This is a genomic window from Acidobacteriota bacterium (assembly GCA_040754075.1).
Classification (GTDB): Bacteria; Acidobacteriota; Blastocatellia; order UBA7656; family UBA7656; genus JBFMDH01.
This window is the reverse complement of record JBFMDH010000019.1, coordinates 72,348-97,724: the sequence shown is the minus strand read 5'-3', so window position 1 is coordinate 97,724 and position 25,377 is coordinate 72,348. Positions and strand designations below refer to the sequence as shown.

Sequence of the window (25,377 nt, the reverse complement as noted above, 5' to 3'; positions counted from 1 at the left end):
TGGCAATTCGAGGTCAACCTTCAAGATTTACTTTTCAAGCAATTATTGAAAGAAAAATTGCTAGACCCATTTAAGAAAAAATTTACAAATTAAAATGGGTCTACAAGCGAGCGGTTACTGAATCGCGTTGGAAATCGGTTCAACTTTTAATTTGAGCGCGTTGCCATTTTCCCGACTCGGCCCACGATGTTCAAGAATGTGTGATTTGGGAATGCCGACAACCCGGTCGGCGCTTTGGTGAGGTTCGGGGTAGAGGCTGATTGAGACAAACTCATCGGCGGTTTGCCCGAGAGCCTTCAAGTCATCTTGCGAAACGTAGCCGATGATTTGAGCTACCCCATCCACGGATTTATGAACTTCAAAAATTTGAAACAGGCGTTTGGAAAAAATCGGGGATTGATCCTGAGGCGAATAGGTAAATCCATAGGTGCCGTTTGGCAGGGAATTAACCGGCATGCCTTCATCCTTCTCTTCAATCAACCGGACTTGATTTAAAGCTCTGATAGTTAAAATATCATTCGGTGTCTTTGGCAAACTCGGCTTGTCAACATTAGCTTCAGAAATTGATTCAATTTTAGAACCATTACCTGACATACAGACAATTCTCCTCCTTTAATTTTAAATAAAATAATTTGCAATTTTACAAACCGAGCAAAAGGCAAACAAGTTATTGAGAAATATTTTTAAGGAGGGTTTTATTGCCGTGGGTGGCGTTTATTCAAAACCTCTGCGACTTTGCATAATTATAAATTCTGGTATTGTTGAAAGAGGGCGAGCAAATACAATCGAGGTTTTTAATGGTCAATATTTTATCCATTCGTTGTAGCCTGGCATTCATTCCATATTTGCTGGAAAGCCTGAATGAGTTTATTGAAAGAGGCGAGGTAACTCCTGCACTCGTTAAACAGGCTGCTTCGGGATTGATGATTCGAGCAGATGAGCGATTGAGTCTTCGTTACCAAAATCAGGAAGTAGGACTTGCTCGCTCGGATGCCATTCATTTTCGAGCGACACTTGAATTGCGAAACAATTTTTTCGCAATAACCCGAACCTCAAATGAGGTAATCCTTGCACAGGTGGACGACAATCTTTTGCTTTCCCACCCGCAATCTGAAATTTGGCTGGATTCAATTGCCGTCCACAATATTATTGCGGTTCATAAAAACCCAAAGGGTTTATCAGGTTTACCTTTCCCGGATTGGTTAAGCGTATCCGCGAGCGAAACTACCATGCTATTAAGTGATGGGCGAAACGGACGCTGGGTTTTATTGGGAGACGATCACCTGCTCGAATTTGAGAAACGAGTCGCGGTACTCAGGCAAGCGAAAATTCAATATCCCAAGCGGATTCCGCCAACCATTCAAATGAAGGGCGTAAAAATTTATTTTCAGTCCTTACAAAAATTAATCCTTGCCATTAAGCAATTTTCCGAAACCGGTGATTTTCAACCATTCATAGAATCTTCCGCCAGTTATTCGCTGTTCGTTCAGAAAGCGCCTGAAGGCATGAAAATATCCGACAACTCTCTGGTCATATCCATAACGCAAAAAGAAGCCCGAAAATGGATAATGATACTCGAAGCAGAATTGGATAAATATCAGGTTGAAGAATTTCGGAGGGGACAAATCCATACCCTCATGATGAAGATGGACGATGGATACTGGCTTTTGCAGGGTGGCGACGAAATTTTTATTGAGGCTACCCGGTTAAGTGATTTTCTTGACTCAAATTTTACCCAGCAACCGGAGCATCATCTGGTGTTCTCCAAGCAGGCTGAATTTCACCTGATCCTCAACAAAGCCAACGGCAATTGTGTGGCGCTCAAGGGTGAAGAAATAAATCGCATCGCAGAAATCATCGCAAAGGGTTAATAGACCTTTTCCAATAAATGCCCAAGCTTTTCTTTTTTGGTTTTTAAATAATCCAAAAAGGTGTCGCGGGTTTCAACTTCAATCGAGACGCGCTCGACAACTTCGATTCCGGCAGCGCGAACGGCGGCGATTTTATCCGGGTTATTAGACATCATCCGAACCTTTTTCAATCCCAACATTTTTAATATTTCGGCGCAACATTCATAACTGCGCAAATCGGCTTCAAACCCTAAAGAGAGGTTGGCTTCCACGGTGTCCTGTCCGGCATCTTGAAGCGCATAGGCGCGAATTTTATTAATGATGCCGATGCCACGCCCCTCCTGTTGTTGATAGAGGACAACCCCGTGGCCCTCTTCCTGAATTTTTTGCAGGGCGTAGTGCAGTTGCGGGCCACAATCACATTTTATGGAGTGAAAAACATCGCCGGTTAAACATTGCGAGTGAATGCGAACGAGGCTGGGCTGATCAGGTGACAGGGTTCCTTTAACCAGAGCGATAAAATCTTCATCGGTGGCTTTGCCGCGAAAGCCGATGATTTTGAAATCCCCGAATTCGGTTGGCAAGTTTGCCTCAGCCAGTTTCTCCACGCCCGTACATTCCTGATTCAGTTCGCCATTCGATTGCGCCATTATTGGTTCTCCATTCTCAAATACTCATTACGAAAGCCCGATGAAATCGGACTTGGTAATGGGGGTGGTCGATAAAGATTTTAGTAACTCGTGAATATTGGGTCAAGAAACCCGCCTTGAGATTTTATCGGTTTGCGCCGTAACAATTGTTATTGTTATATTAGCCAGCAAAGGTGTAGCGGAGTGAGTGACACAGAACATACATTAAAACTCGAAATTAAAGAACTGGGAGTGACCCTGAGCCGCAAGAACCCGGTTAAAAGACCTGTGTTAATCGTTCTGAAAGGTCATATCCTCGGACAAACGATTCCCGTCAACCAAACCACTGTAACTATCGGACGTGGCTCGATGTGTGATGTAATTTTGCGCGACGAAGTCGCTTCGCGTCAGCACGCCGAAGTCATCGCCATTGATGCGCAGGATGGTTGTTTTGAATATTACCTTCGCGATTTAGGCTCAACCAACGGGACATTTTTGAATGGCATGCGGGTTAAAGATGATCAGTTGCTGGAGGACGGCGACAAAATAAAAATCGGCAATCATCTGCTCAGATTCGGAATGCTTGACGATTTAGAGGCAGAATATCAGGAAAAGGTGCATAAGATGACGCAGACGGATGAATTAACCGGTCTGCGTTCACGCCGAAGTTTGTTCGCGGATTTGGATCGCATCATCAATCAAGCGTTAAGTGGAAGTGAAGCCAAAGAGATTGCCGTCATCATGCTCGACCTCGATAACTTTAAAAAGGTGAATGATGGTCGTGGGCATCTTGTCGGTTCGCAAACGATTCGCGATGTCGGGCACATCATTCGTGATGCGGTTGGAAGTCATGACCTGGCGGCTAGATATGGCGGCGAAGAATTTCTTGCTTATGTTGTCGGTTCGGCAAATCGGGGGTGGGAAATCGCCGAACAAATCAGAAAGATGGTTGAAGCCTTCATCTTTTCCGGGTCGCCGACCGACCCGACGCAAACCATGAAAATAACCATCAGCGGAGGCGTGGCGGTGTTTCCCAGAGATGGAGTTGGCGCTTTGGATTTAGTGCAAAAGGCCGATCAGGCTCTGTACAGAGCAAAACGAATCGGGAGAAACCGAACCTGCATTTACGATGCAACCGTTGATCACCCGGATACGGCTCATCCGATGGTTGATGCTTCGGCAATTATTTATGGCCCGGCGGATGCGCAATAATTTTTTCACCGCTTAATATTATCAAGAACAAAAAAGGCAACGCTTGATGTAAGCGTTGCCTTTTTCAATTTTGGAAAAGGGTTCACCTATTTTTGATAAACGAATCTGGCGACATCAGCTTCAGAAAAAATGATGACATCGCCGGGAGTTAACGGAATTTCCTGAACCCGTCCAGAGGCAATAGTATTTTTAAAGGTGCCATTGGTTGAGCCGGAATCAACCAGAACCACCTGCCCATTTCTCAAACCGACCCAGGCGTGACGACTTGAAACCCGCGGGTCTTCAATAACCACTTGAGCGGAATTGGCATCGCGACCAATGAAAAAACCTTCGGCAGTAACATTGAAACTCTTGCCGGCAAGCGGGCCGGTTTGCCAGATGATTGCACCGTGACTGGCGGGAACGGCAGTTGTTCCACCCTGAGCCGGAGAAGCAAAGACCACGGTTTTTGCGGGTTGTGCTGCTGGCGGCGGCATCGGTTGTGGCATTGGCGGTGGCATCGGTCGCTGTGCCTGCATTGGCGGCGGCATAGGTTGCCCTTGCGGTGGATGAAATTGCGGATTCGGCTGTCCTTGATAATTGGGTTGAGGGGGAAACGATTGATTGATTCCCGCTTGTTGCGGATAAGGTTGATTCATCCCACCGGGTTGAGGAAAGCCTTGTTGAACCGGTTGTTTGGGTCCTTTTTTACGCATCATCAGGAGCAGTAAAACGCCGCCTCCAAGAATCAACAGGAGCACACCGCCACCAATCACAATCATTCCGAGTCCACCGAAGCCACTGGCTTCCTTGCCTTCGGCTTTTGCCACCTGACTTTGTTGAATGAGTTTGGTGGTTTCCGAATGTTGAGGAAACAGGCGGGCGACCTCTTCAAATTTTTGAATGGCTTCCGTATAACGATTATTCCAATAGGATTCCAAGCCTTCGCGGTAACGCTTGTCAACCAGTCCTTCGGTATTTGTCGCTCCTGATTGTTTGACGAATTCCATAACCGTGCTGGAAGGAACCACAAAGTTGAACCCCTGAACCTCCTGACCGTTGACGGTGTCGCCTCTGAAGGTTAAAAGGCCGACAATTTCACCTTTATCGTTGACCACCGGTCCGCCAGAGTTTCCGTGTGTGGTTGGGGCGCTGATTTGCAGGATCGGTGCGCCATCCTGGGAATTCTTTCTTGCTGACACCTTGCCGTCGGTAATCGACGCTTCGACAAACGATTTGTTATCGAGAAGCCCGGTGTCGGCTGCGCCCGGATAACCGAAGACGGTGATATGATCTTGAAGTTGAACCTTATCAGAATCCCCGACTTTCAGAATCGGCGCGTTTTTAATTTCAATCTTGATAATGGAGACATCTTTTCCTTCACCAATCGGCGCGCCGAAGGCTTTAATCTCAAAAGGAAAATTACTGCCATCCGGAGTAAGAACGTGATGAATGTGCTTCATATCCTGAAGCTGGGCTTTATTGGCGATGCCGTTGATGGTCTCAGCGCTGAGCGAACGGGGGTCGGTATTATAATCTCTGGCTAATAATATGACGAATTGCTGGAACAAAGCCTCTTTGGCTTTATCGTCTCCCTGCTTGGTCATATCAACCACATGAGCATTGGTCGCAATGTAACCGTTAGGATCAATGAAAGAACCGGAACCACTACCCACCAGCGGAACCGTGTAGGTTTTATTTGTGGGCGGCCAATAAAAATATCCAATATAGCCATCGAGAATCCGAACGACAGCCGGCTTACTGTACATCGCCAGTCGTTGTTCATTGGTCACCTGATTTTGGGCTTCCACCTTGGTGAAAGTTAAGATAGAGGCTAGAGTAACCAACAGCGTCAGGGCAAAAAATAAACTCTTACGCATCACATTCCTCCACAATTTGTCCCCCGAAGTTAGTTGATTGAAGAGCGGGGAAGATTGAATAAAAAATTACAACGCGATGATACTCGCATAAGGAAGCGTTTTCAAACGTGAAATTGGGTTTCCTCAAATAACTTGGGTAACTGAAATGCCAGGTTATGATCGAGGCGTTTAAACGGTCTTTTTAATTTAAGAAAATAACCTTTGGATTGACCAACCCAAAATCGTCAGCAATGAAGTTTAGCAAAAAGTCACGAGGCGAGTAATGTTTTTCTTTGTTGTTTTAATGAGTACATCAAGGTATCGGCTTGGTCGATAGCCCCTTCGATTTCGTCTAAGTTGGAAAACGGCGTTACCCCGAAAGAAAACATTAACGGAATCGGTTCTTTTAAATCCGATAAGTGATTCATATCCATTTGCAGGCGTAAGTTGGTGAGACGATTTTTAACCTCACCCTCGGTGATATTGAACATAATGATTAAAAATTCATCGCCTCCCCAACGAAACAACATATCGTCGGCACGAATAATTGAGCGCAGGCATTTGGCGACCTCACGAATTGCCGCATCCCCTGCGGCATGTCCCAGACAATCGTTTAAGGGTTTCAAATTATCTATATCGATTACCGCGACGCAACCGTTCCCCTCTATTGAAAGTTCAGGTGATTGTTTATCAACGAGTGAATAAAAGGCATGGCGATTCAAGGCTTCGGTTAAGGGGTCGCGCCGGGCGAGCGATTCCAATTGATCGCGGGTTTGCATCAATTGATGATTGACGTGGATGACTTCCTGTTGAATATCTTCCATCACCACCATGACCATTCCGAATCCCAAAAATAATTCAAGTAACAGATCATAAATTGGCGAATAATCCAGGTAAGGAAAGGGTAACCCGGCATAGAAAAGGGCATAAGCAAAAATCGGAATATAATGAAAGAAATCAAAGGATAACAGAGCCAGTCCGATGGACATCACGGTAAATCCGGGCTTTTTCCGTTCAAGGGATTTAGAGGGGATTAAGACTTTATAGGATTTGTAAAACAGCCCACCGATGATAAAAAAATGCGCCAGAAATTTATAGTTGTAATGAATGGGAATCAATCCGAGGACGACCCCGAAAATGAACAGGAAAGCGAAAGACCTGAAATCTCGTTTGCTTAACCGTTTGCCAGCGGAATAATTTTTACAGCCTGCATAAATCAGGAAACAGAAGGCATATTCAAAAATATAATAAACGATGAGTAAAATTGATTGAATCGGGCGTAGGCGAAAGGCGATGGTTAGGGATGACAATGAAATCAGCAAACATAACCAGGCAAAAGCCCAATATTTTAAAAACGGTCGGGAAATAAACCTTAATAGGAAAAACGTCAGAATGGTAATTAGCAGGGCTCCGGCGCTTTGAATCGCGCTTCCGGTTATGCTGATATTAAATTCCATAGCTTGAAATCTATCATCCTTTAGGGGAAATGCTTTAAAACCTGAGAATCACCCGGAAAAATTAATTCCTCAGCCTCGCCATTAAATCTTCATCGATATCGGCTTTTTTCAAGGGGGTAGAATATTCACGGTTCACTCGACCGGTTGGCAGCGGAGCTTTTTCACCAGCTGATCCGGTTTGCGATTTCACAGGCGCGATGGCTCCGGTGGAAACGGCACGGGTCGGTTGGGGAAACGGTGAGCGATATTCTCCCGAATTTTTCGACGCTGGATTGAGCGGCGGACTGGTGGTTGCGCTCAACCCGGCTGTGCCACGGTTGGGCGGTTTGTTCTCGACGATTTTGCCACCGACTTTGGCATCAACGATTTCCCCGATATTTCTAAAGAGCTTGACCAATCCAATCAGCGCGAGAATCAAGGTTGTCGGATAGGCGAACATGGCGAAATCTTTCATCACCACATAAGCGACAACGGCAGAAAATAACAGCGCGGCACCAATGGCGATGCCTTGAATGCCTTCACTGATTTGTTTGCGGTAACGTTTATTTTCACGGTCTTTCGAGGGGTCGGCAATCAGCATATTCCCATTTAAGGCGTGAGAGATTACCGTCAAATTCATGCCGCAAACTTTACAGAATTTTGCGCCATCGACGGCAGGGGTCGCGCAACTTGGACAGTACATTTTTATCTCCGGTTTAGCAGAACAGGACAGAAAATCTAGCGGTTTGGGAGCAGACGCGGTCAGTATAACACGAAAGGTTGACGCACTCTATATTTAATAGCTAGACTCGAATGAAAAATTTTTTTATGATTTTCGGCACGGAGGCAGTGTGGGAGTACGGAAAAAATCGCTAAAACCTACCGCAATTTTATTGATAAGTTTCCTGCTTTTAACCGTAGGAGCGGGTTCCTTCAGCCCAACTCTGGCGCAAACCGATAACCTGACATTACCCATTATAAAAAAAGATTCGTTATTAAATGGTCTGCAATTAATCACTCTGGAAAAGCCCGGAAGTGGCGAAGTCAGTATTAAAGTGCGCATCAAAAGCGGCGCGGTTTTCGATCTGGTTGGCAAAGGCGGATTAGCCGATTTAACTGCCGGAATGTTGCTACGCGGCGGCGGCGGGTATTCGTTTAAAACTGTTGAAGAGGTGGTTGAGCAATCGGCTATACGCATCAACATCAAAACCGGTTGGGATTATACCTCCTTGGAGTTTTCAGGACCCAAGGATGCGACCGAAACGATTTTTGATTTAATGAGCCGGTTGATTATCTCTCCGGCATTCGACCAGAAAGAATTCGATAGTTTAAAGGCAGAGCGCCTCGCCGCCATCAAATCGGCGACCAATGATCGACTGTTGATCGATTTGAAAGCTGTAGAAAGTTTATATGGCACACATCCCTATGGAAAATTGCCACAGGGAACCAGCGATTCATTGGCAAAGATAACCAAAGCCGATTTAAGCTATTTCCACTCGAAATTCTACCTTGCGAATAACGCGGTGCTGATCGCTGCGGGCGACCTTTCAGCCGAAGAGGTAACCAAACTGACGAGAACCAAATTAGGTGCCTGGAAAAAAGGCGACCTGGTTGCTCCGAGTTTTCGCGCCCCGGACAGTCTGACCGGCAGAAGAGTTTTTTTAATCGATAGACCCGAGGCAACGGTGGCGCAAATGGTGATTGCCCAAAGCGGCTTTTCAAGACGATCAACGGATTTTCTGGCAGCCGTGTTGATGATGGAACTATACAAAGAGCAGATCGCAAAACTTTGCCAACAAAATTGTTCAGTGGAATATTCTCAGCGTTTACTGAACGGGCCGATTTTAATTAACATTCAATCATCTCCCACAGAGCTGACCACACGGGTCGAGCAACTGACCAAACTGATTACCACGATGCAATCTTCTCAGCCTGAAGCGGAATCGGTTGAACGGGTAAAAACCGAACTCATCCAAATGATGAATGAAAAATTAAAAAATAACCCTGCGGAAATTCTTTTTGATATTGATTCATATGGATTGGGTAAAGATTATCTGGTGACCTTTATTGAACGCGTGAAGGCGATTACTCCAAGCGATATTCAGAAAGCCGCAAAAGCCTACCTGACTGGTAGTAATAATCTCATAGTGGTGGCGGCTCCTGTGAAAGCTTATGAAATGGAATGGAAGAAACTGGGTGAGTTTACCGTAATGCCGTAGTTGACTCTTTTATCATCGCTCGCTACATCTTAATTTCATCTGTGGACACACATATAAAAAAATCATCAATGGTCAGGGAAATGTTCGGGCAAATCGCTCCGCGATATGATTTATTAAATCACGCGCTTTCCCTGAACGTTGATAAACGTTGGCGTCGCTTTGTCGTCAAAAAAGTGATGCGGCAACTGACCCGTCCAAATGCCATCGCCCTTGATTTATGTTGCGGTACAGGCGATTTATCGCTTGAATTGGGACGGTATGCGACAACCATCGGGATGGATTTTTGCCACCCGATGTTGCAAATCGGATTGACTAAAGTGCGCGCTTCCAAACTCGCGATTGACCTGGCTGAAGGCGATGCTTTAAATGTTCCGGCACCGAGCAATCATTTTGAGGTTATCACGATGGCTTTCGGTCTCAGGAATCTGGATAGTGTTGACCTGGGATTGCAGGAAATTTTCAGGCTGTTAAAGCCACAGGGGATCGCTGCAATCCTCGAATTTTCACAACCCCAGTTGCCGGTTTTTCGACAACTGTTTCAATTCTATTTTCTGCGAATTTTACCGAAGATTGGTAACGCGATTTCCGGGTCGCAATTTGCGTATCAATATCTGCCCGAATCCGTGCAAAACTTTCCCGACCAAAAATCCCTGGCGCAAATGATGCGGGGAGTTGGTTTTTCAAATGTAGAATATTACAATCTATTCGGTGGAATTGCGGCGTTACACACAGGAACCAAACCCTAAACCATTTTATTACTTCCGGAATTAGAAAGGCGCACATGCAGTTAGATGCCATCCAATTTTTCTTTGAGCGATTTGCTATCAACGCCAGCGATATAGACAAATTATTAACCATTGCCTTGATGAGAGGCGGGGATTACGCAGACCTCTATTTTGAATACAAGGTGAGCAATAGCGTTGGCGTAGAAGAACAAATCGTCAAGTCCGCAACTAAAGCGCTCTCGCAAGGTGTCGGGGTGCGGGTGATTACCGGTGATAAAACCGGTTATGCCTATACGGATGAAATCGCTTTTGATTCGATTCGTAAAGCCGCTCAAACTGCCAGTCATATCGCCAGCAGTCAGCAACCCTCACCGGTCAACCCGGTGAATGCCACGCCCAATAGACACAATCTTTATTCCGTCGCTACTCCGGTTTCGTCTGTAGAATTGGAAACCAAAATTGATTTGTTGAAAAAAGGCGACACCGTCGCCAGAGGATTTGATAAACGAATTCGCGAAGTGCAATCGGGGATTTTCGATGAAGTGAAGTATGTGATGATTGCGTCATCGGATGGTCGACTGGTTGGTGATGTGCAACCCTTAGCCCGATATTCGATAAGCTGTATTGCCGACGATGACGGTAATCTGCAAGCGGGACGCGCAGGCGGCGGCGGTCGTGTGGGGATCGATTTTTTTGAAAGCGAATCGAAGATTGAATATTTTGCGCGCGATGCCTCGCGTCAGGCAATCATTCAACTTGATGCTATCGATGCGCCGGCAGGAACTATGGAAGTCGTTTTAGGACCGGGCTGGCCCGGCGTGCTTTTGCATGAAGCGGTTGGTCATGGACTGGAGGCTGATTTTAACCGCAAAGGGACATCGGCGTTTTCCGGGCTTATCGGTCAACAGGTAGCTTCTGATTTATGTACGATTGTCGATGATGGCGCCATTCCCGGTCGACGCGGTTCACTCAACATAGACGATGAAGGCGAGCCGACCGGAAGAACGGTGCTGATTGAAAATGGAATTCTACGAGGCTATTTAAATGACCGCCTGAATTCCCGTTTATTGAAGGTTGGGCAAACCGGCAATGGACGCAGGCAAAGTTACAAGCATATGCCGATGCCACGCATGACGAATACCTTCATGCTATCCGGGCAAGATACCCGCGAAGAAATTATCCGCTCGGTAAAATTCGGATTGTATGCCGTTCAATTCGGCGGTGGTCAAGTGGATATTACCAATGGGGAATTCGCATTCTCTGCATCCGAAGCCTACCTTATCGAAGATGGAAAAGTAACGGCTCCGGTAAAGGGGGCAACACTCAGAGGCAGCGGACCGGAATCTTTAAAAAAGGTAACCGCCGTTGGTAATGATTTGGCATTGGATGAAGGCGTCGGGGTTTGCGGGAAAGAAGGGCAGCAGGTTCCTGTGGGGGTTGGACTGCCAACCATTAAAATCAGTGGCATGACGGTCGGTGGAACCAAGGCGTAAATCGAATATTAAATATCAACTCTCTGCATATTCACACGAAATAATGGCAAACGAATTAAACAAGCAGTTAGCCAGTGAACTGGCATACGAAGCGGTAAAAAATGGCGCAAGCGCCGCCGAGGTGGTCATCAAACAACGGACTGAGTTTTCTGTAGGGGTTCGGTTGGGTGAAGTTGAAACTTTACAGCAATCAACCGATAGGGGGCTTGGGCTAAGGGTTTTGCTGGACGGGAAACAGGCATCAGTATCGGGTTCAGATTTTCGTAAAGATGCTCTGACGGAATTGGTACAACAGGCAATCGCGCTGGTTCGCGTTACCTCGCCAGATGATAATATCGGACTGCCGGACTCAAAGGCGTTTGCGCAAACCATCGAAGACCTTGATTTATATGATGAAGCAATCGTCAACCTTGCCACCGAACAGAAAATCGAGATGGCGCTTAGAGCGGAACAGGCTGCCAGAGATAGCAGCCCGTTGATTGTCAATTTTGAAGGCGGCGGCGTCGATACTTCTGTCGGCTCTTTAATTCTCGCCAATTCGTTGGGTTTTGCAGGAGCTTATCGCGGAACTTCGTTTTCGATTGCCAGTGTCCCGGTGGCTTCGGAAAACGGTCAGATGCAGGGGGCTTACTGGTACGATGTCAAACGCCAACTCGCTGATGTAGATTTGCCGGAAAATATCGGTCGTATTGCAGCGCAAAGGACGCTTAGGAAACTTGGCGCGCGGGCGGTTGCCACACAAAATGTGCCGGTGGTATTCGAGCAGAATATCGCGCGAACTCTGATGAGCTATGTTTTTCAAGCGGCGTCGGGGGAAGCGATTTTTCGCAAATCAAGTTTTTTTGTCGGACAGCTTGGAGAAAAAGTTGCCGATGAAAAAGTGACAGTAATCGATGATGGGCAATTAATCAGAGGATTAGGGTCAAGACCGTTTGATGCCGAAGGATTACCGACACGAAAAACCGTCGTCATTAAAAATGGCATTCTTGAAAATTATTTGCTTGATACTTACACCGCGAGAAAACTGGGAATGCAGTCAACCGGCAACGCATCGCGAGGGCTGGTTGGCGCGCTCGGCGTAGAAGCCGGAAATTTTTATCTTGAGCCGGGGAGATATTCTCCCAATGAAATCATCGGCGCGGTTTCCAAAGGATTTTTAGTAACTGATGTATTGGGCTTCGGGGTGAATACGGTGACCGGAGATTATTCGCAATCGGCTTCGGGAATCTGGATAGAAAATGGTGAGTTGACCTTTCCGGTTCAAGGGGTAACGATTGCCGGAAATCTGAAAGACATGTTGCAAGCCATTGAAATGATCGGGAATGATTTACAATTTCGCGGGAATATTACTTCTCCAACCGTGCTTATCGGTCGAATGACGTTAAGCGCATAAATAATTCAAAATGATGTTTAACGAATCTACTGGAAAAATCGAAAAAGATCGGTCGAGATTAATTATCGTCGCAAGCGGACTGGCATTAATTTGTGTCATTGGGTTAATCATCGCGGTTTCCTATATTGGGAGCCGTAAACCCGAAGAGTTGAAACTGATTGGACAGGGAAACCCTGAATTCGATTCCTATGTTCAATCGCTAACCGTTGAGGATTTAAAAATCAAAACGGCAGAAAGATTAAATACCCGTTTCGCTCAATTTAATTTTAAATTAAAAAATAGTGGTGATCGGGCGATATCCGGGGTTCAACTCCGGCTTGTTGCACTGGGTTACGAATACGAGGTTTTAAAAGAAAAATATTTAACCCCGATTCCGGGTTCCGCTAAAACTTTACCCTCCAATCAGTATGTCAGCCTTGAATTATACATGGAGCCGATTCCCGATCCGACAGAGATCATGCATATGACTGTTGAAGTAACCGGGATTCAGTTTAAGTGAAGTGATCGAATCACTGCTGTTTGATTGCAACTCCGGGCGGCGGCGAAAATTGAAATTGGGAATCGGAGACTTTGACGTTTTCACGAACGTTGCTTAAAACAAAATCCATCCGCGCGCCGCTGCGTTCAAAAATGATTAATCGTTTGACCGAAAAATTATTGGGATTGACCTCGACGAGGAGTTTCCTGAATTCTTCAGGCGCTTTTTGAGGAACCAATCGTAAAATCCAGTTACCGGCTTCAACAGCGCGTTCGCTGTTTAACGATTCGATGCGGGAAAAATCTCTGCGCAGGTCGCCGCGGCCGAGCAGAAATAAAAAAGGAATCTGGGGGTCGCTGGAATTGCGGATTGAAGTTTTCGTAGCAATAGCCTCTCCGAAAACATAGAAGAAAATATTTTTGCCATCCGAGACAAAAATTTTCTTTTCGGGTGAGTGGTAATCCCACCGGGCTTTGCCCGGTCTTTTCAAAATTAGGCTTCCCGATTCTCGAATAATTCTGCCATCCTGCGCCTGGTAAACCTGTAAAAAGCTGGCTTCGAGGGTTGTCATACGGGAGTACTTGCGCTGTAAGCCGTCAATAACTCCGCCTAAATCCGTCCGCTGAAGATTTACATCTGATAACGAAAGATATTTTATGGGTTGGAAGATTGGTGATAAAGGGAGAGGGGAGCGATTGAGGGTTGAGGGTTGAGGATAGGGAATTGCAAGTTGAGAATAGGGGATCGCAATAAGTTCAGGAAGTTCAGGCGTTTTTAAATGGCACTCCGAGAAAAGCAGGTAAGCGGCATCACCGGATAATCCATTTTTTAAACCGGAATAATAAAATGCTGTCGTAGTTAAAACTAACAAACCCGTTGAACGGACAATAAAGCTATTCATAGAATCCTTTCTCTTCATTTGGTAAGAAGGGAAAAAGAGAATCGTGGTTGGTTAGGATGAAATTTATTTCGATGAATTTGAGAAAATCTCTTCAAGTGATGTTCTTCTCGGCATGACGGAGATCAATTTTCCGCCTGCGTCATGGAGCAACTTGATTATATTTTCAACCTGACTTTCGTCTTTGATTAACAGTTGAACCCCATTCGGTGTGCGATTAACCGATAAGAGATTTGCCACCTCACGCGATAATTGTTGAAGGGTTGATTCATTGAGACCAACCGCGACAACCTCCATTGAAGCATCCTGCTCACCGGTCAACTCTTGAATAGTTCCGTGTTTTACCAACTTGCCTTTCATTAAAATGGCAGCCCGGTCACAAAGGGCTTCGACATCCGAGAGGATATGCGATGAGAAAAAAATCGTCTTGTTCTGTTTTCGTAATGATAGCATCAGGTCGCGAACTTCGCGGCGACCGATGGGGTCAAGCCCGGACATCGGCTCATCCATAAAAATGATTTCCGGGTCATTGATTAATGATTGCGCGATACCGATTCTCTGCAACATGCCTTTTGAATATTTGCGTAGTTGTCTCGATGACCGTTCAGATTCCAATCCAACCTTCTCCAATAATTCTCTGGCGCGAGTTTTCGCTTCCGGTTTCGGTATGTTGAAAAGGGCAGCGGAATATTCGAGAAGTTCAATGCCGGTTAAATAATCGTAAAAGTAAGGATTCTCCGGCAAATAGCCGATTAAGGCGCGGGTGTTTGAATCATTCAGCGGGTTTCCAAGGATTTCTGCGTACCCTGATGTGGGGAAAATGAGTTGCATTAATATTTTCAAGGTAGTGGTTTTACCCGCGCCATTCGGGCCTAAAAACCCGAAAATTTCTCCGCGATTCACCTTGAGGTTCAGATGGTCAAGGGCGCGAACCGTGCGTTTCTTTAAAAAACCGACCTGATAATCTTTGGTTAAATCTTTGAGTTCAACAGCCACATCATTCATATTTACCTGTACCTTCGATCCAGACATTTTCCAGCGGCTCTTAAAAAAGCCTCGCGTAAATCCGTATTGGGAATCGCCTCGGCTTTGTCGCGTAACTGGAGTTGATGCTCTTCGGGGGCGATAAATGAAATTTCCTGGGGCGGTTTTTGGGCTTCGACAATTTTATCCGGGTTTATGACAAATTCAATAGTTCTCAAGGTGGGCGTTCCGAGAATCGAATTCAATTTAAAGATCAGCGGTTCGCGCATCTTATGAAGTTGAGCGCGCCAGTTTGCGCTTAGAACCGCAATGATTAAAGTCTTTTTCTCCAATTTAAGGGGTCTGGAAATTTGGCGGATTTGCGAGCCGACCGAAACCAGCCAGGCGGCAAAGACCGCTTGCTCACGCGCTTCTTCCGAATCACCCGCTTTGCGGAGAATCATCGGAAGAAGTTTGAGCAATTCGGTCATCATAAGAAAACCTGCCGATTAAAAAGCCTGCGCCACTTCGCGTTTTCCGTGTTTGATTTTTTGCCAATAGGATTTGAACTCAAAATCCGGGCTATTGGGTTGAGTGTGACATTGCACACAGCCATTCGGCGTTGGCATAAAACCATAGCCTTTTTGCGGATTGGCAACATGACTTTTGCCAGGCCCGTGACAGGATTCACATTGCACATTGGCAAACTGGGGTGTGTTAGTCAGGGATTGAAATCCCCCCTGACCAAAACCCACGACATGACATTTCACACATTCATTATCAAACTGTTGATTTTTGTTTTCGAGTGTTGCCATCGCATGGGCGTGCCCGGTTTTTTGCCAGACGGCGTGCTCTTCCTGATGACAAGCGGCACATTTATCGCCACCGGCGAAGGGCGAGTTATTGGAAGATAGAACCGAAGTCGGCTGAATGCTGGCTTTGGCAGCTTTGCTCTGTTCATTGGTAAACTCATCGTGAGCCGTTGTGACGGTTGTCAATGCCTGCGGATCATCAGGGATATCGGAATCAAGCGGCACATAACGATTGAGCAGATTTTCAACTGAGCCATCTCCCTTAAGATAGACACGCAATTCGCCGAGGTATTTGGTCTGGTCGTAGGCGCTGGTTAAGGTGGCGCGATTGAAGTGAGTCGGCTCGTTCATGCTCCCTAAGTGTCTACCGTAAATCAGCGAATCGATTTCAGGATTTTCAGAAGCCAGGCGTTGCACCTTCAAATCATCCATATAGGCTAAAACGACAATAAAATCGGCATTTTGTTTGATTTCCGGGAGAATTTTCCGGGCAGCCTCAAACGGGTCTTCGATAGTAAAGCCCGCCAGAGCATTGGGTTCCTGACTGGTCATCTGCGGTCGCTCTTCAGTGAATCCGACAATCGCAACCCGCAGTTTTTTATTCGGTGTGCCGCGACGAAGGTTGACCTCGCGAATGAGGTAAGGAACGGGGGCGTTTAAGGTATCCGAGACCGGTTTAATATTGGCTGAGAGCAGCCGTTTGATAAACGGGTGTTCTTTAATGCGCGCTTCATAACCCTCTTTTTTCAACAACTCGGCAGCATAAGGCAAATCGCTGTAGGTGAGGTTTGCCGCGTCATGGCGAAATTCTCCATAACCTTTGACCACCCATTTATTTTTAGCGATTACTTCCGAAGGTAAACTTCCATTACTCACTTTATCGTCGGTAAAGAGATTTCCCGAATCGACATAAAGGGTCGGGACTTCATTATTCGAGCGAAATTTAAAAGCTTTGATATAGCTGACACGCCGTGCCAGTCCACCCATCGGGTGGGCCGGTCAGCCACAGGTTTCAAGGCTTCCGTGAATGTCCGAGCCATAATGAATGGCAAAGGCATAGCCGTCGTCGTCTCCGAGCTTTTCCTTGATTTTTGGCTCATTAATATTGAAATTTACGGTTACATTCTGCTCCTCAAATTCGCTTTCATTGCTTCCGGTACATCCGTAATACATCGTAGAAATCGTTAAGGTAAAGGCAAACCAAACGGCTAGGGAAATTTTTCTACGCAAAATACGCCTCCAAATAAATGATTGATTTTTATTTTAATAAATGCCTTGTGCTATGATAGCTAACTCTATCATCCCAATTCCAGGAAAGTGAAATGCCAAATCCTAAAAAACTAATATTAGCATCCGGTTCTCAAAGACGCTCTGAAATTTTAAATTCCCTCAAGCTGGATTTTTCTATCTCACCCAGTTCCATTGATGAACGTTTCCATAAAGATGAAGCCCCTGCCGATTATATTATTCGGATTGCCAGAGCCAAAGTTGTTGACGTCGCTAAAAACCTCGAAACCGGGCTGGTTTTAGGTGCAGATACGATTGTGGTATTTGAAGGTCGAATCATCGGCAAACCCTTAAACGAAGAGAACGCCAAAGAAATATTGAAAGTATTGGCTGGTCGATGGCACGCGGTCATGACCGGGGTTGCGCTTTATGACATCGATTCCAAAAAAGAGGTTGTTGATTTTGAAAAAACTCTGGTGCGGTTCGCTCCGCTCTCACAGGATGAAATCGATTGGTATATCTCAACAGGGGAGTATAAAGGCAAAGCGGGTGGATATGCGATTCAAGGCTATGCGGCAGCCTTTGTCGAAGAGATTGCCGGAAATTATTTGAATGTCGTTGGCTTGCCTGTGCCGCTGGTTTACCGGTTGGGAAAACGCCTGGGTTTTTCCCTGATTGACGAGATCGTTACCTGATTATTTTCTTCGCGTCAGGATTTATCGATTCACTTTTGATTAACGGATATCAACTCGATGGAACTTAAAAATAAAAACGCATTGATTACCGGAGGCACCAAGGGGATTGGTGAAGCAATTGTTATCGCGCTTTTGGAACAGGGAGCCAAGGTTTTTTTATGTGCGAGGGATGAGGCTGCGGTACAACAGAAGGTAGAAGCGTTAAAACAAGTTTATGGCAACAGGGTATTCGGAAGCCCCTGCGATGTGAGTAACTTTGAAGATGTGCAGCATCTGTTTCAAGAAGTGGAGCAGAGGCTTTCAGGGATTGATATTCTGGTCAATAACGCCGGCGTCGGTTGTTTTTCGACCGTTGAAGATTTGGCGATAACCGATTGGCAGCAAACTCTGGCGATCAATCTTTCGGGAGTTTTTTATTGTTGCCACGAAGCGATTCCGCTAATGAAGAAACGCGGGGGCGGATATATCATCAACATCGGAAGTCTGGCGGGGAAGGAAGCTTTTGCGGGAGCGGCGGCATATTGTGCAACCAAGTTTGGTTTAGTTGGATTTTCCGAAGCCTTGATGCAGGAAGTGCGTCACGAGCATATCCGGGTCAGTTATGTGATGCCCGGTTCGGTCAATACGGATTTTGGTCGTCATCAGAAAACCGATAAAGCCACGACCTGGAAATTGAACCCGGAGGATGTCGCGGAAGTGGTCTTGAATTTATTGAAGATGAACCCAAGGGCTTTACCGAGTCGTGTGGAAATAAGACCCAGCGAGCCACCGAAAAAAGGCTGACGGGTTGAGGTTGAAAAGACTGCAATGATTCGCAGACTTCATCTTTCCATTTTATACACTAAATTGATAGACTCTAATTTACCCCGGAAATATCAATGATGAGGAAATTATATGTCTTCAAGTGAGACTGAAATTACTGCCAAGACCGAGACGGTTTCTGTCAATCAGACACGCGCGGCAAAAAGCGTATCGCTGGTTGATAAAGTTTTAATGTTACTGAGTTCCGTGCGCTTCGGCATTATCATGCTTTCAATCGTGCTGGTCTGTTGCATGATTGGCATGTTAATCATGCAGGTAGAGGTCGAAGGCTTTGCCGAATACTACGCCAAGCTGACGCCGGCACAGCGAATCATCTACACGAAACTTGATTTTTTTAATATCTATCACTCCTGGTATTTTACTCTGTTGCTGGCGATCACTGCCTTGAATATCATTCTGGCATCGATTGATCGCTTCCCAACCGCCTGGCAATACATCGTCAAACCCAAAACCAAAGCCTCTGCCAATTTTGTTAAAGCGCAAATGTTTCATGCAGAGACCAGTTTACCGTCCGGTTCGCAAGAGGTCGCAGAAAAGATACAGTCGACCTGGCTTCATTTAAGAGAAATTAAATCTGCGGTAAACGAGTCGAGGCTAATCGCATCGCTCATTCTGGGGCTATTCTTTTTATCCATCTACGTGTTGTTTGCGCATACGGTAATTTTCTGGATTTTATTTTTAACCGGTTTAGTCGGCAGCCTCTATTTTCTTCTGAGAGGCATTCGCTTTGATTTCATCATCAATGAGGATAACGGCAAGAAGACGGTTTTTGGTCAGATGAACGCCTGGAACCGTTTGGGCGCATATATTGTTCACGTCGCTTTGATGTTTATTTTTATCGGCGGATTTTTGACCAGTCGCTATGATGTGAGCGGCATGATGGAAATCACGCCGGGCGAATCCGCCAATAAAATCTTCACCCAGAAGATGGCGGTTGACGGTCCGGCGATGGGCGAAGCGCCGTTGCCGTTTACGGTTGAATGCACGGATTTGCAACAAAAACTCATTCGACCCGAAGGCGGACTCGAAGCCACCAATACGATTGACTGGCTGAGCTATGTGAAAATCAAGGACGGCGATTTTGTAGAGGATGCACTGGTGCATCTGAATAATCCCTATGATTATAAGGGCTACCGATTATTCCAATCCAAATTCACGGCTTTCGGTTACGCCAGGTCGATTAAACTTCGACTAGAGCCGGAAAAGGGCGGCAACGCCGAAGAGGTGACCATTCCCAGAAATGGAGCGGTCGAGGTTGCCGGTATCGGAAAAATTACTTATTCAAGATTCTTCCCGGATTTTCAGATTACCCGACAAGGCGCAGATTCGGTTTCACCCGATTATAATAATCCGGTTGCCGAACTCAATATTGAAACCCCGGATGGGAAACGCCGGGTAGCTTTTGCGTTCAATCCTCATTTTGCCGAAGAGACCTTTAAACAGGCAGAGAGCGCCAAGCAGAAAGATGGGCAGGAGAATCTATTGCTGGTGAATGGTTATAAAATCATCTTGAGTGATTTTGAAAAAGCCGCACAGGGACACACGCTGACGGTTCAATACGACCCGGGGCGCACACCGGCTTATTTGGGATTTTTCATTTTAAGCGCAGCGTTGTGTGGGGTATTTTTCTTTTCACACCAGCGGGTGTGGGCAGTCATCGAGCCGGACGACAAAGGGGCGAAGGTATTTGTGGGAGCCAATACCAACCGCAATCGTCAAGCATTTGAGGGGCGGTTTAATTCATTGGTTGAATCCATCACAGGAGGAAGTAAAGATGAGTAGTGTTGTTGAACGGAAAAACTTAACCGGGTTTGGTGAAATTGAGCCGACTTTCTTTGAAAAAATCAAAGGGATGATGCCGGTCATTTTGCCACTGCTTGCCGCTATCATTCTCATTTATAGTCGCTATAAATTTGGTCCCGGTAACTTTTTAAAAGAAGGCTCACTCACCGTGCTGGCGCTGATTTGTTACATCACCGCCGCGACTGTCATGGTGACGAATCTCTTCGTTAAAGAAAAGGTGTTGTACAAACTGGGGTTGCTCACTCTTGGATTGGGGTTTTGTTTTAACTTTTCAGGCTGGATGATTCGCTGGATTGAAGCCGGTGAGGCGGAAGGCTGGAAAGGCGGAATCAATGGCTTCTGGCGCTATTACCCGCTTGATACCTTGTATGCTCTGACGCTGGGTTTTTGTTGCGGTGCAGCGATTGCCACGCTGGTCATTGTGCGTAAACCCAAATATGAATTTCTGGGGGCGCTGGCTTTGCCAATCATTGCCATCATTCTGACCATCGCCATCTTGTTTGGTAATGAAATCCGAACCCTGATGCCGATTCTCGATAGTTACTGGCGACCGATTCATGTGACCGTGGCGACCGTGGCATATGGCGTATGCCTGGTGAGTTTCGGATTGGCATTCGCTTATTTAATTAAAGATGGGGTGCGCTCCGAAGCCATTGCCATTGCGGTGGCGCTTTATGGTTTATTGATTTACGGAACCATCGGTGATTATGGAATTCCGTTCAGGGCTGATTATGGGGTGCTGGTCAATATCGAAAAATCTCCTTTGCCGGTGCGCGCCTCGTTGCCCGGTGTGGGAGTAATGATGGCGATTACCCTGGCATTGATTCTTACCTCGATGGTGTGCTTTATCATTGAGTGGAATCGTAAGGACGAAAAATTAAAGAAACTTGGCTGGAATATCTTTCGCGTCGCGACGGTGATGCAGATCGTTGCCATTTTTGTACTTTTCTTTCAAATCGGTCAGGTGAATAAAGCGGATGTCGCAGCGCGGGTTTCTCCTGTCAGACACGAAATGTTAGGCGAGTGGTTAAAGAAGCAAGGATTGGATGCGCCAATGGTCGGCAATCAACAACTGGGGAATATGTGGCTTGCTGAAAAAGGGAAGGAAGGCTTATTAAACATCAGCGCCAAATCGAACCCGGTCGAGGTTGGGGCAGTAATCAGCCTGGGGGTTTGTCTATTCCTGGTGGCGCTGTTTGCCTGGAAACGTGAAGCCCTGGTTGAAGCCATGCCGTCGCTGGCGACGATAGATTCTCTGCTTTATAAAACCGTTGGGGTGGCATTTCCATTACTCTGCATTTTACTGATTACCGGCGCGGTCTGGGCGAATGAGTCCTGGGGCAGGTATTGGGGATGGGACCCGAAAGAGACCGGCGCATTGGTGGCAACTATGGCTTACGCGGCGTTTTTACATACACGCATTGCGCATGGTTGGCGCGGACGACGAAGCGCCTACTTTGCGTTGGTGGGTTTTGCCTTAGTGATTTTCACCTGGTTAGGTGTCAGCTTCCTGTTAGTAGGTTTGCATTCCTACGCACAGGTTTAATTCCGTCTTTCGATGAAGAGTGATTAAAAAAAGGCGATGGGTAGCAAGGGCGGATAGATGTCCGCCTTTGCTATTTTCGCAACGGGTATCTGCGAAAAACTCATTAAACTGGAGGCGATATGAGTGTGGTTGGCGAAATGATTGAAATTAATCTTACAGGTGGCACGGCGAAAGGCTATTATGCAAAAGGCAAGACAGATGACGTGAAGCCTGGGTTAATCGTTATTCAGGAATGGTGGGGACTCAACGACCACATCAAGGATGTCGCAAACCGGTTTGCCGAAAAAGGCTATGCGGTGCTTGCCCCAGACCTCTATAAAGGAAAGGTGACCAAAGCCCCCACGGAAGCAGGGGCGCTAATGCAGGGGTTGAATCAGGATTATGCGCTGGAGGTTTTAAATAAAAGTGTCGATTATTTGCAAACTGCGCCCGGCGTGAATGGGGAACGGATAGGGGTCACAGGTTTTTGCATGGGAGGATCGTTTGCCTTGCTATTACCATGTGTGAATAAAAATATAAAAGCCGCTGCGCCGTTTTATGGCGATGTGCCATCCGAAGCCAAGTTAAGAGACCTTGAAGCTCCGGTCTTATTTATTGGCGCGGAAAATGATTTCTGGATTACCGGGGAAAAGATGGAGGGGTTGAGAGAGGCGCTTAAAAAATTTGGCAAGACCGGTGAAGTTAAAATTTATCAAGGAGTGGGTCACGCCTTTTTTAATGATACACGCCCGGATGCTTACGATGAATCATCTGCAAAGGATGCCTGGGAGCGGGTAAATCATTTCTTTGCACAGCACCTGAAATAAATAACAGGGATGCCCTCATCAAAAAATTTTCATAACTCAACAGGAAGTGAGAAGTATGTCACAAACCGTTAAACACCTTTGTCTGGTATTGGTATTTTTAGCCTTGCCGGCAGTTCAGGGATATGCCAAGTCCGGTTCAACTCTTAAAAAGGTAGAAATACTTGAAAAAATCGAGGAAGCTAAAGGATTACTTAAAACCCAGGAAGTCGCGCTGGTAAACGAGGTCGTGGGGACTCGCAGGGTCAAGAAGGCTCCGCGGGTTTATGAAGAGATTCCCGTCACTAAAGTGGTCGGGAGACAAATGGCATTGGCGATTTTAACTGAAGATGGTGAGATAAAAATTGCCAGAGGCATCAAACGCGATAAAGGCATTGATTCGCTGTCTGCAGGTTTTAATCTCTTCGTGCGACGCGACAATGGGATCAATTCGGATATTGCAGTCATTGAACCGGCAGGCGGAAAAGTGATTGCCGTTAAGTACCCGGTGACCAATGAGAACAATCGCTTTGGAAGCGGGGAAGCGATCATTCAGGCAGTTTATACGCCATTTTCCAATGATCTGAAAAGTGACGCTCTGGTTGAACAGGGGTTGCGACTGGAAATGGCGCTGATTGAGCGGGCATATAAATATCTCGAATCGAGAGCGGTCATGTCGCAAGCCTTTCCCGGCAGGAGGATGGCAGAGGTGATTCCCAAAGATGTGGTTCGCAATCTGCTAATCAATGAACACATTGATCCGAGTTTCTTTTCAAGTCAGGCGCAGGCAAAACAATTGATTGAACAGGTTCTGGTTATCATTGCGACGAATAAGGAGAAAGCCTATGCCTATTCCATCAGTTCCGCAGGTGCGCGGGGACTGGTGCAGATGATTCCTTCGACGTATGCCTTATTAGTGAGAAAGTATCCGGCGGCCGGATTGAATTATGATTTTAATTTCGGCATGGTTGACACCTTGAATGCGATAGTCGCGCAGGTTTTATTATGCGATGCCGATTGGCAATCGATAAATTCATCCAGAGAAGTTTCCAAAGACCAGATCGGTCCATATCTGGCGGCAGCCTATAATGGTGGTGTCGGTCGGGTAATCGATATTCTAAGGGATAATGAAGTTGGGTGGATGGAGAATCCCGAAGCCGGAAAGAAGCCTACGAAGGTGGTTGTGCGCAGTGTGCCGGTCAGCGTCCCGCGAACTATCTATGTGAAGCAGAAAGGCAAGCGGGTTAAAAAGGTGGTCTATCGCACCGTATATGTTAAAAGGTCTTTCACCCTGGCGATATTTCGTGCCGAGACTAATAAATACATTTTGCAATACCATTGGATTAATAGCGCCTTTAAGGACGGTCTGGTAGGAGCCGGACGATAACGATAACCGAGGGAGGATTATGAAGGAAGCAACAGGAAGAAAAAAAGTTCCTCTGCTTGATCTGGGGGAACAACATAAACAGATTCGGGCAGAGATTGATACGGCGGTTAAACGGGTGTTCGATTCCCAACAATATATTTTAGGTCCTGAGGTGAAAGCCCTCGAAGAAGAGCTTGCCACTTATTGTCAAAGCAGTTATGCAGTAGGTTGTGCATCCGGGTCGGATGCGCTGTTACTGGCGTTGATGGCTTATGACATCAAGCCTGGGGATGAAGTCATCACCACGCCCTACACGTTTTTTGCGACTATCGGGGCAATTGTCAGGTTAGGAGCTAAGCCGGTTTTGGTTGATATTGAGCCGGATACCTTTAACCTAGAGATCAGTCAGGTTGAAGCGGTCATTACTGAAAATACCAGGGCAATTATTCCTATACACCTGTTTGGTCAATGCGCTGAGATGGACGAATTGAATGAGATTGGCAAAAAGCATGGGGTAAAGATAATTGAGGATGCAGCGCAAGCCATCGGTTCAAAATATAAAGGCAAGTTAGCCGGAAATTTGGCGGATTTGGGGTGTTTCAGCTTTTATCCGTCGAAAAATTTGGGCGGCGTCGGTGATGGTGGGATGCTGACGACATCTGATAACGATACTTATCAAAAATTAAAAGCTTTGCGGGCACATGGAGCGAAGGTCAAATACTTTCATGATTATGTTGGCATCAATAGTCGGCTTGATGCGCTACAGGCTGCGATTTTGCGAGTAAAATTAAAGTATCTGGATGGTTGGGCGGAAGGTAGAATTCGCAATGCCAATTTCTACAGGGAAGCGTTTCGGGAAAACGGATTGGTCGATTCAGGTGCCGTAAAATTGCCGGTAGAAAAAGAAGACTGCCATCATATCTATAACCAATTTGTCATTCGGGTTAAAAGCCGGGATGCTTTAAGAAAGTATCTTTCCGAAAATGGTGTCGGAACAGAAATCTATTATCCGCTCGCCTTGCATTTACAACCTTGTTTTAAATTTCTTGGGTATCAAGAAGGGAGTTTCCCGGAGTCTGAAAAAGCATCTCAGGAATCCCTGGCGATACCGATTTATCCTGAGCTTACGAAGCAGGATCAGGGCTATGTTGTCGAGACCATAAAAGGGTTCTATAACTAGTGCTTAGGTT

At 46.2% G+C, this 25,377-nt stretch carries 24 protein-coding genes; 14 read left to right on the top strand and 10 right to left on the bottom strand.

Translation table 11 applies throughout. From position 1 onward, the window contains the following. Positions 1-114: 114 nt before the first annotated feature. On the bottom strand, positions 115-594 hold the full coding sequence (locus tag AB1757_19585; protein MEW6129252.1) for a hypothetical protein: 480 nt from the start codon (positions 592-594) through the stop codon (positions 115-117). A 203-nt stretch (positions 595-797) separates the two neighbouring features. Between AB1757_19585 and AB1757_19580 the strand changes: the two genes are divergently transcribed. Then, entirely contained in the window at positions 798-1,871 is a 1,074-nt protein-coding gene (locus AB1757_19580; GenBank protein ID MEW6129251.1) for a hypothetical protein, read from the top strand. On the opposite strand, the gene ribA is transcribed toward AB1757_19580, so the two are convergent. Further along, positions 1,868-2,500 (bottom strand): GTP cyclohydrolase II, encoded by a 633-nt coding sequence (ribA, locus tag AB1757_19575; GenBank protein ID MEW6129250.1) that lies wholly within the window; start codon positions 2,498-2,500, stop codon positions 1,868-1,870. The two genes, AB1757_19580 and ribA, sit on opposite strands and share 4 nt — an antisense overlap. 183 nt (positions 2,501-2,683) lie before the next feature. On the opposite strand from ribA, the gene AB1757_19570 reads away from it, so the two are divergent. Further along, complete coding sequence (locus AB1757_19570; protein MEW6129249.1) at positions 2,684-3,691, top strand: GGDEF domain-containing protein; 1,008 nt, start codon at positions 2,684-2,686, stop codon at positions 3,689-3,691. Positions 3,692-3,777: 86 nt separating this feature from the next. Here the strand turns inward: AB1757_19570 and AB1757_19565 are convergent, their stop codons facing one another. The 3 genes from AB1757_19565 to AB1757_19555 form a co-directional block, all read right to left on the bottom strand. Then, positions 3,778-5,550 carry a trypsin-like peptidase domain-containing protein gene (locus AB1757_19565; GenBank protein MEW6129248.1) on the bottom strand — a complete coding sequence of 591 codons (1,773 nt, stop codon included), beginning with the start codon at positions 5,548-5,550 and terminating at the stop codon, positions 3,778-3,780. A gap of 248 nt (positions 5,551-5,798) precedes the next feature. Beyond that, a complete protein-coding gene (locus AB1757_19560; protein MEW6129247.1) occupies positions 5,799-6,986 on the bottom strand; it encodes a GGDEF domain-containing protein in 1,188 nt (395 codons plus the stop codon). 61 nt (positions 6,987-7,047) lie between these two features. Then, entirely contained in the window at positions 7,048-7,668 is a 621-nt protein-coding gene (locus tag AB1757_19555) for a zinc ribbon domain-containing protein (protein ID MEW6129246.1), read from the bottom strand. 148 nt (positions 7,669-7,816) lie between these two features. Between AB1757_19555 and AB1757_19550 the strand changes: the two genes are divergently transcribed. From AB1757_19550 to AB1757_19530, 5 genes are read left to right on the top strand one after another with little or no spacing between them, the layout of a single operon-like run. Next, the gene (locus AB1757_19550) at positions 7,817-9,184 is read left to right on the top strand and encodes a pitrilysin family protein (protein ID MEW6129245.1); all 1,368 of its coding nucleotides are present in this window, start codon (positions 7,817-7,819) and stop codon (positions 9,182-9,184) included. Between the two features lie 41 nt (positions 9,185-9,225). Next, complete coding sequence (gene ubiE / locus AB1757_19545) at positions 9,226-9,930, top strand: bifunctional demethylmenaquinone methyltransferase/2-methoxy-6-polyprenyl-1,4-benzoquinol methylase UbiE (protein ID MEW6129244.1); 705 nt, start codon at positions 9,226-9,228, stop codon at positions 9,928-9,930. Positions 9,931-9,965: 35 nt separating this feature from the next. After that, positions 9,966-11,402, top strand: a complete 1,437-nt coding sequence (gene tldD / locus AB1757_19540; protein MEW6129243.1) for a metalloprotease TldD — start codon at positions 9,966-9,968, stop codon at positions 11,400-11,402. Positions 11,403-11,445: 43 nt separating this feature from the next. Further along, positions 11,446-12,795, top strand: a complete 1,350-nt coding sequence (locus AB1757_19535) for a TldD/PmbA family protein (protein MEW6129242.1) — start codon at positions 11,446-11,448, stop codon at positions 12,793-12,795. A 10-nt stretch (positions 12,796-12,805) separates the two neighbouring features. Then, a complete protein-coding gene (locus AB1757_19530) occupies positions 12,806-13,294 on the top strand; it encodes a hypothetical protein (protein ID MEW6129241.1) in 489 nt (162 codons plus the stop codon). A gap of 10 nt (positions 13,295-13,304) precedes the next feature. On the opposite strand, the gene lolA is transcribed toward AB1757_19530, so the two are convergent. From lolA to AB1757_19505, 5 genes are all read right to left on the bottom strand, one after another. Beyond that, a complete protein-coding gene (lolA, locus tag AB1757_19525) occupies positions 13,305-14,174 on the bottom strand; it encodes an outer membrane lipoprotein chaperone LolA (protein MEW6129240.1) in 870 nt (289 codons plus the stop codon). 63 nt (positions 14,175-14,237) lie between these two features. Next, on the bottom strand, positions 14,238-15,203 hold the full coding sequence (locus tag AB1757_19520) for an ABC transporter ATP-binding protein (protein MEW6129239.1): 966 nt from the start codon (positions 15,201-15,203) through the stop codon (positions 14,238-14,240). After that, positions 15,179-15,628 (bottom strand): DUF721 domain-containing protein, encoded by a 450-nt coding sequence (locus AB1757_19515; GenBank protein ID MEW6129238.1) that lies wholly within the window; start codon positions 15,626-15,628, stop codon positions 15,179-15,181. Before AB1757_19515 ends, AB1757_19520 begins: the two co-directional genes overlap by 25 nt. A 15-nt stretch (positions 15,629-15,643) precedes the next feature. After that, entirely contained in the window at positions 15,644-16,933 is a 1,290-nt protein-coding gene (locus AB1757_19510) for a multiheme c-type cytochrome (protein ID MEW6129237.1), read from the bottom strand. 12 nt (positions 16,934-16,945) lie between these two features. Beyond that, on the bottom strand, positions 16,946-17,176 hold the full coding sequence (locus tag AB1757_19505) for a hypothetical protein (protein ID MEW6129236.1): 231 nt from the start codon (positions 17,174-17,176) through the stop codon (positions 16,946-16,948). Between the two features lie 92 nt (positions 17,177-17,268). Here AB1757_19505 and AB1757_19500 point away from each other — a divergent pair, with 92 nt between their 5' ends. The 7 genes from AB1757_19500 (at position 17,269) to AB1757_19470 (ending at position 25,367) form a co-directional block, all read left to right on the top strand. Continuing rightward, entirely contained in the window at positions 17,269-17,868 is a 600-nt protein-coding gene (locus tag AB1757_19500; GenBank protein ID MEW6129235.1) for a nucleoside triphosphate pyrophosphatase, read from the top strand. 57 nt (positions 17,869-17,925) lie between these two features. Further along, positions 17,926-18,651: an SDR family oxidoreductase gene (locus tag AB1757_19495; protein MEW6129234.1), complete on the top strand. Its 726-nt coding sequence runs from the start codon at positions 17,926-17,928 to the stop codon at positions 18,649-18,651. Positions 18,652-18,762: 111 nt separating this feature from the next. Next, positions 18,763-20,472 carry a cytochrome c biogenesis protein ResB gene (locus AB1757_19490; GenBank protein MEW6129233.1) on the top strand — a complete coding sequence of 570 codons (1,710 nt, stop codon included), beginning with the start codon at positions 18,763-18,765 and terminating at the stop codon, positions 20,470-20,472. After that, entirely contained in the window at positions 20,465-22,039 is a 1,575-nt protein-coding gene (gene ccsA / locus AB1757_19485) for a cytochrome c biogenesis protein CcsA (GenBank protein ID MEW6129232.1), read from the top strand. The genes AB1757_19490 and ccsA overlap by 8 nt, the downstream gene beginning before the upstream one ends. Positions 22,040-22,158: 119 nt before the next feature. Continuing rightward, the gene (locus AB1757_19480; GenBank protein ID MEW6129231.1) at positions 22,159-22,845 is read left to right on the top strand and encodes a dienelactone hydrolase family protein; all 687 of its coding nucleotides are present in this window, start codon (positions 22,159-22,161) and stop codon (positions 22,843-22,845) included. Positions 22,846-22,900: 55 nt separating this feature from the next. Continuing rightward, positions 22,901-24,208, top strand: a complete 1,308-nt coding sequence (locus tag AB1757_19475) for a hypothetical protein (GenBank protein ID MEW6129230.1) — start codon at positions 22,901-22,903, stop codon at positions 24,206-24,208. Between the two features lie 19 nt (positions 24,209-24,227). Next, positions 24,228-25,367, top strand: coding sequence for a DegT/DnrJ/EryC1/StrS family aminotransferase (locus tag AB1757_19470; GenBank protein MEW6129229.1), 1,140 nt, complete (start codon positions 24,228-24,230; stop codon positions 25,365-25,367). Positions 25,368-25,377: the final 10 nt, after the last annotated feature.